Genomic DNA, 12,296 nt, shown 5'->3' with positions numbered 1-12,296 from the left:
CTTCCTTACATCGAAAAATCAATATTTAAGTTTTCCATTGCATTTACAAATTTCACGGAACCCGCCAAATAAACAGTATCGCCAGTGTTATATTCTCTGATCTGCTGAGCAGTCATGTCATCTACGTTGGCTCCTTTAAGGATGGCATAATTCCGTTGATATGTTTCATTAATATCTACCGAATTGCCTGCATCTTTATCAAGTACATTCCCTTCAATTTCAGAAAAATAAACAAGAATAGCGGCAATAAACAACATTTTATGGTCATAGTCATTAATAACCTTGCCAACGTAGTATTTTTTGAAGGTATCCCGGATATCATCCGTAACTAAGTCAATTCCTTCGATAATTTTAATGTACCGGAAGTCTTCGCCTTTGTCGGTTGTAAAGGTCGTTAAGCTGTTACAAGCTCTAGCAATCTTTACGCCGTCTCCATCCTGTTCATCAAACAATAAAAGCTGCCCTTCATTAATCAAACTGTCTATATCTTCATACACTTCAACGCTTTCAATTTCTGTTAACTTGAAGTAGGTAGCCGATCGATCAAGAGCTAGCCCTGCCAAAATGCCAGCAATTCGGGCGGTATATTGCAAGGCCGTATAAATCTTATACACAGCATTACCACTAGTATCGGTACCTGTCTGCACCTTAATATTATTGGTACAAAAATTGACGACACCTTCATTATCAGCTTCTTGAGCAGCCAAAACTGCCTTAAAGGTCTTTTTCTTGTTCGTTCGCATGGATTTAATCCAGCTAGTAAGTTCTATCTGATCTGCACTCGTCGCCGTAGGGGCACATAACCAATTCCATTTAATACTTACCAACATTTTCAATACATCTGCCTGTGTCTTGGTTGCCGATTCGACAGATGATGCAGGAAGCGTATATAAAAGGATTTTCAGCGGTGTTCCATCCAAACACTTTTCAATTAAGTCTTTTGCATCATCATTGAATGTACCCGGAATATCCGACACATCTGAAATTTTATAGTTATTGATAACATCTGTAGTCTCACACCGCAAAATCATCGCTACAATACCTCTTGCAGAGCGTTTTATTGCAGTGGTACCTTTTGTTCGAAAATTAATCAGGACTTGAGGCAAGCCAAAAATATCTGCTTCATTTGCCATTTACATTCCCTCCTCTTTCAAATCTTTTCCATTAAGTTCAAAACCAAACTGCTGCATGAGTTCATATTGAATACCACCAATTTCTTCTTTGGTGAATGCATCAGCAAAATCAAGATTAAAAATATAATGTAGTATTTCATCAAAAAACGTGATTTCTGCTTCTAAGACGGTAATACACCGGTCTTCTATTTGAAATACTGGTCGGAACAACTCTTCCATACTATCAGCCACATCGTACAGTAAACTACGATCTGCACGGCCATAGGTGTCAAGAGGCGGAATAAACTGTATGTCAATCTGAACAGACCGATCGCTAATCACGGTATCCCACGTTTTAGCCGTAGGCCGCATTTCGACATAAAAATAAGGTGTATCTGATTTTTCTACATTATCAAAATACACCTTATAAGTGGGATATTTAGTTTTCAAAGCTATCGTAATTGCTTTTTTTATAGAACGCAGCATAATCATTTTAACAATCCTTCTAAAATACTTTCAGCATCCTCTGGATAATTCTTTTTCAAAGTATCCATTCCAATATGCAACATTTTTTTACCTTTCACTACTTTTCCCGTCCATTCTCCTTTATGATTTTTGATACGATGCCCATATTCAACATGATTCACATATTCCGTATTATTGTATATCTCAATTTGTCCGGCATGTGCCCTAGTACGATGCCATCCTTCTCGTAACGCACCCGTATCTACCGGTGTATTTTCCTTTGCCTGACCTATCAATAGTTCCGCTTCCTGCGCAAGGAATTGATTCCGTTTAATAGGAAATTCTTTAGCCATATTCGCTAACTTTTTATCTAACTCATCCAACCCATCAAACTCAGCCATTATGCATCCTCCTTCCGCCGTACAGAAATCTCTTGATGATCTGCATAGCAGAATGGTTGTGCTGCATATAACACAAACGTTTGCCCTTGGTGATGTATCGTCATAATATCGTTTGGCAATATTACATAAACTGGATCTATGCAAATTCGTAAATCAGTCCGCAGTTTAAAAGCTCTGTCTTCCTGATTAGATTCTAATTCTTTACCATACTGAGATAATTTACAGGGAATATTGACATACACATCGGTTGGCTTGTATCCATCAGCACCTTCCTCATCAATAGTAGGCATCTGCCTGGTTACCGTAACAGTATCCGTATACATGATGCTGGACAATAAGCTTTTTAAGTATGTATTTTGTATCATGACCATACAACCTTTCGCCATCGATTCAGTTTAGGTTTAATACTATCAAAATCAGCATCACTTAAAAGCCCTGCAGCATTGGCCGCATTTACTGCCCATTCATAGGTAGTATCATTCTGCTGCAACCGTTTGAGCGGCCCCGGCGCTCCTGCTACCGCTTTCACTTCATCATCAATACGCTTGCAAATAAGATCGGCAACGGTATATACCAAACTAGGGGGGAAATCATCACGATGACAATAGTCCAAAATATCTACAACCAACTTTTCAGCAAAAAAGGTAAGATTGGCTGTATCTGTAATTTGCTGGGCCTTCCTGAGCTGTACTTTTTCAGTAATAGCTTGTATGGCTTCATCTCGTGTCATTGTATCATTCCCCTTTTTGCCACTGTTTAAGCGTCATTGTCTGATCTACATAGATAGCATGCCAATCATCATATGCCATATTAGCCGGCACATGAATGTTCTTACCATTTTTATCTCGACCGATACGAGTGCCTTTACTGGTTCCCATTTCATCATTAAAGCTTCCTGATATAGTAGACCGGCAGTTCGGGTGCAACGGCGGCATATTAGTGCCTGACTGTGCATCTTGCACCGGATATACATGTCGATCATGCGCTCGGCATATTTGCGAAGTACGGCGGTCCAAAGTCGCTATGAACGTATAGTATTTCATGCCGGATTCGGCGATACTGTCTATAGCAGCCTTATTTTGTACATAGTTCAATTCCGTTCGGACCAACCGCGTCGCATTATTCTTTCCTACATCCATCCGCTGCATTACTAGTCTTGATATTTTCTGTACACTTTCCCCACGATGAATAGCAGCAACCATTTCGTCTTGCAGCAAACCACCCAGCTTACTTGTATTTTTCCAAACTCTCTCGCTATAATTTTTGCCGCTCCATGGAGTACGTAGTACTTGTTCCACATCATTTGAATCTGCTTTGACCACAGGCTGAATAAGTCTCCACTTTTGACCAATATCATACAATCCATGATAATAATTATCTGTATATGCATCCGTCAAAAAATGATCCATCTGTCCAATTGTAATTCTTCCCAACGCATCTAATTCCACGAGTGTATCACTATACAACTTATCCAATCGAGAAATACGGCTACGCATGGCCAACGTATTTAATTCCTGCAACAGTCCCTTGTCGTTAGTCTTCTTAATCATAGCAATGTACTGTTTCAAACTCATTCGCCATGTACGATATTCCGAACCCTGCAACAGTTTTCTAGCATCAATCATAGTAAGTTTATTATCCTTGGCATACCGGCCATACAGGGCCACTATCTCAGTCTGAATCTTACCCAATGCATCACGGTAGGTCTTGGATAATTCCATTTCAACAGTATTTTGACTCTTTTTGTGCCATGCCAGCTCCCGCTCTTCTGCACGTTGAGCCCAGTATTCTTCACTGTTCATGGTCTACTCCTTACGCGATTTTATGCTTAATAGCAACCATGCGAATTTGCTTAGGCTCGTATACGCGTTTCCAGTTAGTAGCATCTGCCAATTCCGCCCGCGTAGGTGATTCCACATTTTCACGCTTAGCATTCTGCCATGCGATTCCACGAGGATGCATAATAAAACAATGGCGATTATAAAGCATATTTACACCGGCACCTACATCCGGATCACGCCGAGTTTCAGTCTGTACAAAATCAACCGGAGATCCTTCACCAAATGCAACGGCTCCCTGCCCGAAAATATACGTCGTATATACCCCAGAAGTCACAGGACAACCATCATCGACAATAACGCGTCTCCCCTGATATGCCGAAAATTCCACATCCGAAGAATCACGTTCTGTAGTAATAAGGTTTTGCTGTTTGAGGTAGGTTTTAGTTGCCGAATGCATCGCTACGGCCGTCAGCTGATCTTGTGCATCACCTAACAGCTGCAAGGCATTCATGAACGCCAAGGCAGAAATATTAGCAGCTTTCCCTGTACCAGAAGAAATATCAAGTACATGATCTTCCATTGTCGCCGCTGCAAAGACACCAGTTAACAGATTAATAAGTTCTTTCTGGTATTGCCGAGCCCAGTATCTTGATACTAAATCACCAATAGCACGCATCGGATCAGATCCGGCAAGTGCACCAGAAAGGTCTGTTGCCGACCACTTCTGCTGACGCATAATGGTTGTCGATACGTCTTTATTCGATGTAATTTTCTGAAAATCAATTGTTTTCCCTTCGACGATATTTTGTGCCTCACCGGTAAGATCTTCAAAGAAAGGCATATTGTGAGTACGTGCAGCCTCACTCGCAAGTTTTGTAAATTCGGGACTTGTTGTGATAATCCCGGAATTAAAGAGAGCCGAAAGCTCCATGGTACGATTGACTACATACGGATTAAAAAGTTCGGGGACAATAACGTCCACTAGTGTAGTTCCTGGCATATTTCATCACTCCTTTAGATAGTTACTCCCGCTGCCGCGGCCAACGAACGTGCCTGTTCGGGGTTTTCTTTTAATAATTTTCCTTGTTCTGTCAAATTGAATGAATCTTTTGCAAATGGATTTTTTCCTGCACCGCCAGAACCACCTGCTGGATCATACTTAGGCGGCTTACCATCATTTTTGAATAAGAACGGCTTACTTTCTACCAGTGCTTTTAATTGTTCATCTAACCCGGTCACTTTTCCATCTTGGCCAAGGATGAGTTTTTCTTTATCAAACAGTCCAGATACGATATCCACATCCTGCGCTTTATCTGCTATGGCTAATTTAATAGCATTGGTAAACTGCAGTTCCTTCATTTTATTTTCTGCCTCGGTTTTCTGCGCTGCATTGGTCTCCTGAAGCTGTTTAATCTGTTTTTTCAGGGATTCCATATCCCCTTTACTGTTTTTCAGCGTATCCAACTGTTTATCCCGGTCGGCAATTTGTCCGGTAAGCGTTTTCTTTTCTTCATTGACTTCATTAAAACGCGACTTGGTGACATACTCACCGTCCAAATACCCTTTAAGGGCCGTAACGGCTGCCGGCCTCTGATCTTCGACAATTCCTAACTTTTGTGCCACAAATTCTTCAATTGTCATACTATATTCCTCCTAATTTTCCGGTTTTTACCGAGGTTACCTGCCTCGAATAGAAATTTATGTACCTGATGGTGTCGATGTACCGGTACTATATGCGGTATTAGTCAAACAGCATGTTTGGATGATACGAACAATCTCATATTCCGTATGATCGGCAACGGCAGTAATGGGAAAATCCTTATCAAACTGCTTAACATATGCAATCAACCATTTATGCATTCCCCTCACCCCCTTTGTTACCAACTGGTTCATGTAAATCGCCATCATCATAAGAATCCAATTGTGCTTCTTTTTCTTTCTGCTCCTTCTGCAGCTGTTTTTCCTCATCTTCCACATTTTCTACAAAGGGGTGATGTTTTAAGATGGTCTTTTGCGATACAATTCCATCTGATTGAGCACACATTGCCACTAATTCAGCATCATTACGGATACTGGTACGTGTCCACGTTTGAATGATCGTTCCACAGTCCCGTTTATTTACCTTACAAATAGCCCGTATCAGTTCATTGAAGCCAAGGCGGAATTCCGTTTCCATTAATCCTGCTTTGAGTTCTAACAAAGCATATAAAAATTTCATTGCCTCGCCGCTTGTAGCATCCAATCCCTGTTGTTGTGGATCAATGCCCTGTCCCATGTCAAAAATCGCCTTACGTGTAATTTCAAGCATTTTATCTCGAGCTTCCACTGGGATATCAATCGTAAGTGTCGACACGCCACTTTTATCGCCGGCTCCATCACTGTCTGTACAGATAGCTTTATAATATTTGAGATCTTTCAAAAACTTATTCAGCTCACCATTTTCACCGGCACCGCCATAATTTGTCAAAACAAAAATGACCTCCTGTATATCTTCGAGGTCATCCATAAAACCGCTATAAGTTTTGTCGTAGGCATCAATAAGTGCTTTGACACGATCTAAATCACTACTAGGTATAGAATTGTTAAAAAACGGAATAAACGGTACCGTGCCAAAATCATGGTGCATAACGTTATCCGAATCAGACAACCCTGCTTCGTAAAAATCAGTAAAGCAAGGGTAATCCATTAGGCCTGTTATAATTTCATCTGCAGCTCGTTTACGGAAGGCCTGACACTCTGTATCTGTCCAATATTCATATACATCGTAGGTATCACCTGTATCTGCATCAATATCCTTATACACACGAAGTACAGCAAGTAATTTTTGATCTAGTTTTTTTGACCATACCGGGATAATTTGCATGGAAGGTACAACACCGTACTGAAACCCACTTTCCGGATCCATCCAATAATGCAGCCATGCAATTCTTGCGTTACTGGCATTCACACATAATAATTTTGCTTTTTTCGCCCAGCCATCCCCTAACACATTGGCAATAACTTGATTCGTTTCATCGTTTTTCACATCAAAAAGCGGCGGTGTTGTAAACATGTAGGCAGCCTTTTGATCTACAAGCAATTCATAAAAGCTATGAGGGATACGGTTGTCTGCATTCCGTAATGGGTTAGCAACTTCAGAATCTTCACTTCCTGGCTTCTTCTTTGGTTTTCGGAACAAAATATCATTCCGTACCCGATAATACCGTTCTGCAATTTCAGCACTGGAAATAAACTCGGCATGCCCTTCTATATATTGAGTTATTAACTTCTTTGCTGCGTCTAAATTCAACTATATACACCTCATTTCATAATACGGAGACGGCTGCGAGCCATTTCTTTTTCCATGGCATACCGGATATCATCAATAGCATGATTATTTTTGTCCGGATAGGCACTAATAAACTGCCCGTCCTTATTGCGTTCATACTCATAATTGACAAACTCCTTATAGGTATTAGGACAACGCTTCTTATCAATATAAATATGTGCCCGTTCCTGCAGCCATTTCATACCATGCTCCACACTGTCCGGTCCTTTTCTAGCTCCCGTGATATTTAAGCCAAAGCCCCGCATTTCTACGATGCTTTTAGGTTCAGCAGAATCAGCAATGATGCGGCAGGTATTATGTTTCTGTTTGATAATTTCAGCTGCTCGCTTATTTGTTAATTTTTGTTGATATAATTCATCAAATATATACAGATCTTCGTGTTTTGCGTCGTAATGCATCGCATTAAATGCCAACGGATCCACAGCAAAACCAAAATCAAGACCGTAATGCCGTCGGTCAAACTGAGCAATCATTTCATCACTCATACACATGTTTGATACATTTTCAAAGACAGCCCCGCCGGTACCGGTAACCTCACCTAAATATTCATGCTGATATAATGTTTCATTCTTAGCTTTAAGCTTTTCTGCTTCCAGAATAAATTGATCACCAAGCCATGACTTAGGTACATCTAAATAAGTTGAATGGTGTATTAGTCGATCTGGGTCGTCGAAGAGTATTTCTTCATTCACCCAGTTATTTTGACTTTTAGGAGGGTTGTATGTGCAAAACACCCAGTACTCTTCACCACCACGCAATAAAGATTGAAACAGGTTTCGTATTTCTTCCATGCCGCTGAATTGGTCTAATTCTTCCAGCCATACAATACCTACATACCCAAACGGCAGCTTAATGGACTTGACCTTTGTCGGATCATCCACCCCAAAGAAAAGAATTTTTTGGCCGGTTGTTTTATAGGTTATTTCATGCGGTGACGTTTTGAAACGGAAGCGGGCAGCAACACCCAATTGATCGATACCCCACTGTACTTGCGGATATACGCTGTTTTTGATGGTATTGCCTACCTTACGCAATACGACGGCATGACATTGTGGATGCTGCATCAGTAACGTGGGTACTTCTATACCACCGATAAACGAAGATTTTGTACTACCACGGCCACCGGCCAACCAATAAAACGTATGTTTATGCTGTTGTATATCCCAGAACACCGGATCAAAAGCCGGTGAAATAATATCGGCGATATTTACTTCCACAATCAATCACTCTTTCTATCAAATGTAAATGTAACAGCATCTTTATCTGGTGCATCATTTTTAATAGAATCAACTTCTGCCTTTAATTTTTCAATCCGTAATTGCTGTTCTTCATCTGCCTGTCCAGACCGACACAGTTCCTCGTACTGCTTAATCATATTGTTAAGGGTGCCCATAGCACGGGACTGGGCAGTCAAAAAAGCAGCCTGCTTATCCCAAGCAAACTGCAGCTCATATTCTTTTTCCCAGGATTTAATTTTACCGGAACTTTCTTTTTCCCGTTTCAATACCTTCGTCAAATCAGCCTGATCTTTAACGTACATAAGTTTTTGCGCCCGGATGATGGCCGCATATTTGATGCAGATATTCTCCCACAGTACGTCAATAGGTGGTGTATCCTCGATAGCCTGTACTAATTTAGCCGTTTCCGGTGGCAGGTACTTAGCAAACAGCCCGTGCTTTACAGCGTTACTGTTTTGCTTAGGGACGCTGCTTGCATGCCCTACTGAATTCGTATTACGAAAGGGTGCACCCTTTTTCTTTTTGTGTGCACCCTTTTTACGCTGCCAGTTATGCCGTTGTTTCCACGACTTTACGGTATTGATGGATACGCCGTACTTTTCAGCAATTTCTTTGTACTTCATACCGTCCAAATAATCGTTATATGCTTTATCCCGTAGTTCCATTTCACATTGTCACCACCATCCCTTGTTTTGTTTTGAAAATAGCCCGGGAAAAAATCATTTCAATATTCTATTTCGAGTAGACCGCACCACGGGCGCATGATTGATTTCTGTTTCCCGGGTTTTCTTCTGCCGATGCATCTTAATTTCAGACGATATACATCGACCGTTCCGTACGGACATCCGCATGTTAACACACACCTCGCGCCGATTAAACCGGCATCGTACATTGTCACAATCTATCATGGTATCACCTGCTTCTGCGCATAAAAAAGACGCCTACAAAATATAGGCGCCCTGTATATAAATTTTCATGCTACTAGTATACCACATTTTTCTGCTCAAAATCTGCTCAACTTTTACTTAACAAAAATAATTTTTGAATTTGTGTCATCCGCATTTTTTCCGAATATCATAATTGCTAACTTTTCCAACAGTACATTGCTGCGCCGACGGCAACTAGCATAACTAAGATTAACTTCACGGGCTACCTCCTCCCATGAATCCCCTGATACCCATTTTTGCATTAATAAACTTCTGTCCTCCAGGTCCAATGTATTAAGTGAATTCTTTAGTTTATTAAAGGTGGGTTCTATTTCCTCTAACTTTTTATGCAGTTCTGCAATTCGTGCCGGCGCCGATTCTTTGCTAAAGTATAATACTTCCTGCGGACTGATACCCTTACCACTCCCACCACATCCTCCTGCTTCAGATAATACAGAAACTTTCGGGGCTCCTTCCAGTTTCATCGTGTCTTGGATATCCTCTATGGCCACATGGATATTATTGATGTACACCCCAAATTCCTTATATCGCCGCAGATACTGCTTAACGACAATCACATAATCATTATGATACATACTTTTCATCGTCCCTTCATGTTGCGAAAGGGCATAACAAGCCCATATAAAACTTTTGTTACATCGTAAAAAAACAAAGGACCATCTTTTTTAGGATTATTAATTCGCACAATATCTTCCCTTGGATCATATGGAATACGTTTTAGTAATTTATTGGAAACTAACACTTCGCGCCCCGCAATTGAAAAAACAGCAAGTACATTATCCTCTATGTGTTTCACTGTATTCTCATCCTGTAGCACATTGCCTTCCCCCCTATCAGGCTCCGCAAATACTCTTCGGTACATTTCCTCACTCATTTCTGAAAATTCCATACCCCTTAAATTAAAGGGGTTCGGATGTTGGATCCATACCGCCATATATGCGTTTGCCAATACCATTGTACCTTCCCTTTTATATAAATAATGCACTCCGCCAGAAAATTCATCGGGCCTAATAATTATATTCAATGCCGCTTTCCATAGCTTTTCTGTTCGTTTCGTTATCATGTTCTTCACTCTCCTCGTAAATGCGACTTAATTGCTTCCATCAAGGCATCCTGTCCGGTCCGTTTTCGCTGCAGTGCCGCGATGACCTGTTCATCTATGGTGCCGGCAGTAACCAGGTGGTGTATGATGACCGGCTTATCTTGCCCCTGCCGGTACAATCGGGCGTTGGCCTGCTGATATTGTTCCAAGCTCCAAGTCAGGCCATACCACACAATGATGTTGCCCCCTGCCTGCAGGTTCAGGCCATATCCGCAACTAGCCGGATGGGCCACCAGCATTTCTATTTTCCCGGCGTTCCAATCTCGTACGCTGTCTGCCCCGGACAGTTCTACCGCGTTTGGAAACCTAGACTTGATCGTCCACAAGTCGTGCTTGAATGCATAAAACACAAGCACCGGTTTGCCTGGGTTGTCCTCCACAATTTCATACAGTTTATTCAATTTCGCTTTATGGATCTGCACTGTTCCTCCGAAATAACCTCCTACGTATTCCACATTCGGATCTGGATCCTCATACACGCTGCCATTAGCCATCTGTAGTAATTTATTGGACAGCGCGGCGGCATTTAAGGCAGTTATCTCCGCACCATGCAGCTCCAGTGTCATTTCTTTTTTCATACTCTTATAACACTGCTTGGCGGTTTCATCCATCTGCACGCGGATGATGTTATCGATCCGTTCGGGCAGTTTTAAATAATCCTTCGTTTTTAGGCTCATACAGATATCCGACACCCTGTTATATATTTCCTTTTTTGATTTCTCATCCCGGACCAGCCATTCATATACAGCGTATCCATTGCTGCGTCCTGGTTTAAAATAATTTTTCCGGAACTCGCTTAACGTTACGCCCAACCGTTTGCCGGCATCCAGCAGGTACACTTGTGCCCATATATCATGTAAGTTGTTTGGCGCCGGCGTTCCGGTCAATATAACAATCCGTTTAAAGAAAGGCCTTGCCTTGCGAAGTGCTCTAAACCGTTTGGCCTGTGGATTCTTAAAGCTGCTGCTTTCGTCTACTACCAGCATATCGAAGGACGGCCGGAAACGGCATAGCTCCATCAGCCACACAACGGAATCCCGGCTAATTACATAAATATCGGCTTCCTTCCGCAGGGCTTTTTTACGCTGGTCTTCCGTTCCCAATACCGTAGAAAAAGTAAGGCCTCGCAGATTGTCCCATTTCACCGCTTCGTCCTGCCATGTGGCTTCTGCTACTTTTTTCGGCGCCACGATAAGGACCTTACGAATGGAACAGCAGTCATACATTAAGGCATCTATGGCATCTAATACAGTAGACGTTTTGCCAAGTCCCATCTCCCAGAACAGGCCGCAGTCCGGATGCCCTATAATATATTCGATACCTTCTTTTTGATACGCATGTGGTGTAAATATCATAACATCGCCCTTCTATCTATTTTGCATTGGTCATCCAACATATACTGCAACAGTTTGGCCAGCTCTTCCTCGCTATCCACGGTAAAAACTTTCTGATGCAGACGCCGCATACGCCGGATCACAACCTGCTGCAGGGGCCTTGGCTTTTCACCGGGTGCCTTCATTTCTACAAAATACGTTTTGCCCGGCATCATTACAATCCGATCTGGTACACCGTCCTGCCCGGGGCTGGTAAACTTTAATGCCCAGCCACCCAGTCGTTTCACTCCTTGCACTAATTTCTGTTCTAGTTCCTTTTCTAAAATTTTCATACTATCTCCTAATTTTTTATACATATGCGGGTGTTACCAGTGTTACCCATTCAAAGGCCTTCTTATAAGTACGTGTATTAGACACTTTAGAGAATTTCCTCACGCGCGTACACGTGTCTAAAGTTTCATTTTCATATATCTCTATATAGAATTGGTTACATTGGTAACAACAGTTACTAAATTCAGTCCCTATCTAGCTCAAAGGTGTTACCAATTGGTGTTACCAAAAAAAATAATTGGTAACACCTTACTTTCT

The 12,296-nt window shown here is 41.6% G+C and carries 17 protein-coding genes; all 17 read right to left on the bottom strand.

Translation table 11 applies throughout. The features are described from left to right. Nucleotides 1–5 precede the first annotated feature (5 nt). The 17 genes from BLR11_RS01435 to BLR11_RS01365 all read right to left on the bottom strand — a co-directional run bounded on the left by BLR11_RS01435 (nucleotide 6) and on the right by BLR11_RS01365 (nucleotide 12,040). Complete coding sequence (locus tag BLR11_RS01435; protein ID WP_091647549.1) at nucleotides 6–1,133, bottom strand: phage tail sheath subtilisin-like domain-containing protein; 1,128 nt, start codon at nucleotides 1,131–1,133, stop codon at nucleotides 6–8. After that, nucleotides 1,134–1,604, bottom strand: a complete 471-nt coding sequence (locus BLR11_RS01430; RefSeq protein WP_091647547.1) for a phage tail terminator family protein — start codon at nucleotides 1,602–1,604, stop codon at nucleotides 1,134–1,136. Further along, entirely contained in the window at nucleotides 1,601–1,978 is a 378-nt protein-coding gene (locus BLR11_RS01425) for an HK97 gp10 family phage protein (protein ID WP_091647545.1), read from the bottom strand. Before BLR11_RS01425 ends, BLR11_RS01430 begins: the two co-directional genes overlap by 4 nt. After that, nucleotides 1,978–2,343, bottom strand: a complete 366-nt coding sequence (locus BLR11_RS01420) for a hypothetical protein (RefSeq protein ID WP_091647544.1) — start codon at nucleotides 2,341–2,343, stop codon at nucleotides 1,978–1,980. The genes BLR11_RS01425 and BLR11_RS01420 overlap by 1 nt, the downstream gene beginning before the upstream one ends. Next, entirely contained in the window at nucleotides 2,340–2,708 is a 369-nt protein-coding gene (locus BLR11_RS01415) for a head-tail connector protein (RefSeq protein ID WP_091647542.1), read from the bottom strand. The genes BLR11_RS01420 and BLR11_RS01415 overlap by 4 nt, the downstream gene beginning before the upstream one ends. A gap of 4 nt (nucleotides 2,709–2,712) precedes the next feature. After that, nucleotides 2,713–3,780: a minor capsid protein gene (locus tag BLR11_RS01410; RefSeq protein WP_091647541.1), complete on the bottom strand. Its 1,068-nt coding sequence runs from the start codon at nucleotides 3,778–3,780 to the stop codon at nucleotides 2,713–2,715. Nucleotides 3,781–3,790: 10 nt separating this feature from the next. After that, nucleotides 3,791–4,759, bottom strand: a complete 969-nt coding sequence (locus BLR11_RS01405) for a major capsid protein (RefSeq protein ID WP_048513565.1) — start codon at nucleotides 4,757–4,759, stop codon at nucleotides 3,791–3,793. Between the two features lie 14 nt (nucleotides 4,760–4,773). Continuing rightward, entirely contained in the window at nucleotides 4,774–5,400 is a 627-nt protein-coding gene (locus BLR11_RS01400) for a phage scaffolding protein (protein ID WP_091647539.1), read from the bottom strand. Nucleotides 5,401–5,457: 57 nt separating this feature from the next. Next, nucleotides 5,458–5,619 carry a hypothetical protein gene (locus BLR11_RS14060; protein ID WP_176762829.1) on the bottom strand — a complete coding sequence of 54 codons (162 nt, stop codon included), beginning with the start codon at nucleotides 5,617–5,619 and terminating at the stop codon, nucleotides 5,458–5,460. After that, nucleotides 5,612–7,048 (bottom strand): phage portal protein, encoded by a 1,437-nt coding sequence (locus tag BLR11_RS01395; protein WP_091647537.1) that lies wholly within the window; start codon nucleotides 7,046–7,048, stop codon nucleotides 5,612–5,614. The genes BLR11_RS14060 and BLR11_RS01395 overlap by 8 nt, the downstream gene beginning before the upstream one ends. 11 nt (nucleotides 7,049–7,059) lie before the next feature. Beyond that, the gene (locus BLR11_RS01390) at nucleotides 7,060–8,304 is read right to left on the bottom strand and encodes a PBSX family phage terminase large subunit (RefSeq protein WP_091647535.1); all 1,245 of its coding nucleotides are present in this window, start codon (nucleotides 8,302–8,304) and stop codon (nucleotides 7,060–7,062) included. 2 nt (nucleotides 8,305–8,306) lie between these two features. Next, on the bottom strand, nucleotides 8,307–8,990 hold the full coding sequence (gene terS, locus BLR11_RS01385) for a phage terminase small subunit (protein WP_091647533.1): 684 nt from the start codon (nucleotides 8,988–8,990) through the stop codon (nucleotides 8,307–8,309). Nucleotides 8,991–9,044: 54 nt separating this feature from the next. Then, on the bottom strand, nucleotides 9,045–9,233 hold the full coding sequence (locus BLR11_RS13910; protein ID WP_143006386.1) for a hypothetical protein: 189 nt from the start codon (nucleotides 9,231–9,233) through the stop codon (nucleotides 9,045–9,047). Nucleotides 9,234–9,346: 113 nt separating this feature from the next. Then, nucleotides 9,347–9,847 carry a hypothetical protein gene (locus tag BLR11_RS01380; protein WP_143006385.1) on the bottom strand — a complete coding sequence of 167 codons (501 nt, stop codon included), beginning with the start codon at nucleotides 9,845–9,847 and terminating at the stop codon, nucleotides 9,347–9,349. 5 nt (nucleotides 9,848–9,852) lie between these two features. Continuing rightward, a complete protein-coding gene (locus BLR11_RS01375) occupies nucleotides 9,853–10,335 on the bottom strand; it encodes a hypothetical protein (protein WP_091647530.1) in 483 nt (160 codons plus the stop codon). Nucleotides 10,336–10,340: 5 nt separating this feature from the next. After that, nucleotides 10,341–11,729: a DEAD/DEAH box helicase gene (locus BLR11_RS01370; protein WP_091647529.1), complete on the bottom strand. Its 1,389-nt coding sequence runs from the start codon at nucleotides 11,727–11,729 to the stop codon at nucleotides 10,341–10,343. Further along, nucleotides 11,726–12,040, bottom strand: coding sequence for a VRR-NUC domain-containing protein (locus tag BLR11_RS01365; protein ID WP_218118684.1), 315 nt, complete (start codon nucleotides 12,038–12,040; stop codon nucleotides 11,726–11,728). The genes BLR11_RS01370 and BLR11_RS01365 overlap by 4 nt, the downstream gene beginning before the upstream one ends. Nucleotides 12,041–12,296 lie beyond the last annotated feature (256 nt).

The sequence above is a fragment of the Megasphaera paucivorans genome (assembly GCF_900103535.1).
Classification (GTDB): Bacteria; Bacillota; Negativicutes; order Veillonellales; family Megasphaeraceae; genus Megasphaera_A; species Megasphaera_A paucivorans.
This window is presented reverse-complemented; position numbering and strand designations above follow the sequence as displayed.

What these genes read in the sequence shown, in the direction of transcription:
- BLR11_RS14060 (WP_176762829.1), bottom strand. Translation starts at nt 5,619, where the DNA reads ATGCATAAATGGTTGATTGCATATGTTAAGCAGTTTGATAAGGATTTT.
- BLR11_RS01405 (WP_048513565.1), bottom strand. Translation starts at nt 4,759, where the DNA reads ATGCCAGGAACTACACTAGTGGACGTTATTGTCCCCGAACTTTTTAAT.
- BLR11_RS13910 (WP_143006386.1), bottom strand. Translation starts at nt 9,233, where the DNA reads ATGATAGATTGTGACAATGTACGATGCCGGTTTAATCGGCGCGAGGTG.
- BLR11_RS01370 (WP_091647529.1), bottom strand. Translation starts at nt 11,729, where the DNA reads ATGATATTTACACCACATGCGTATCAAAAAGAAGGTATCGAATATATT.
- BLR11_RS01410 (WP_091647541.1), bottom strand. Translation starts at nt 3,780, where the DNA reads ATGAACAGTGAAGAATACTGGGCTCAACGTGCAGAAGAGCGGGAGCTG.
- BLR11_RS01435 (WP_091647549.1), bottom strand. Translation starts at nt 1,133, where the DNA reads ATGGCAAATGAAGCAGATATTTTTGGCTTGCCTCAAGTCCTGATTAAT.
- BLR11_RS01425 (WP_091647545.1), bottom strand. Translation starts at nt 1,978, where the DNA reads ATGGCTGAGTTTGATGGGTTGGATGAGTTAGATAAAAAGTTAGCGAAT.
- BLR11_RS01375 (WP_091647530.1), bottom strand. Translation starts at nt 10,335, where the DNA reads ATGATAACGAAACGAACAGAAAAGCTATGGAAAGCGGCATTGAATATA.
- BLR11_RS01415 (WP_091647542.1), bottom strand. Translation starts at nt 2,708, where the DNA reads ATGACACGAGATGAAGCCATACAAGCTATTACTGAAAAAGTACAGCTC.
- terS (WP_091647533.1), bottom strand. Translation starts at nt 8,990, where the DNA reads ATGGAACTACGGGATAAAGCATATAACGATTATTTGGACGGTATGAAG.
- BLR11_RS01380 (WP_143006385.1), bottom strand. Translation starts at nt 9,847, where the DNA reads ATGTATCATAATGATTATGTGATTGTCGTTAAGCAGTATCTGCGGCGA.
- BLR11_RS01430 (WP_091647547.1), bottom strand. Translation starts at nt 1,604, where the DNA reads ATGATTATGCTGCGTTCTATAAAAAAAGCAATTACGATAGCTTTGAAA.
- BLR11_RS01365 (WP_218118684.1), bottom strand. Translation starts at nt 12,040, where the DNA reads ATGAAAATTTTAGAAAAGGAACTAGAACAGAAATTAGTGCAAGGAGTG.
- BLR11_RS01420 (WP_091647544.1), bottom strand. Translation starts at nt 2,343, where the DNA reads ATGATACAAAATACATACTTAAAAAGCTTATTGTCCAGCATCATGTAT.
- BLR11_RS01400 (WP_091647539.1), bottom strand. Translation starts at nt 5,400, where the DNA reads ATGACAATTGAAGAATTTGTGGCACAAAAGTTAGGAATTGTCGAAGAT.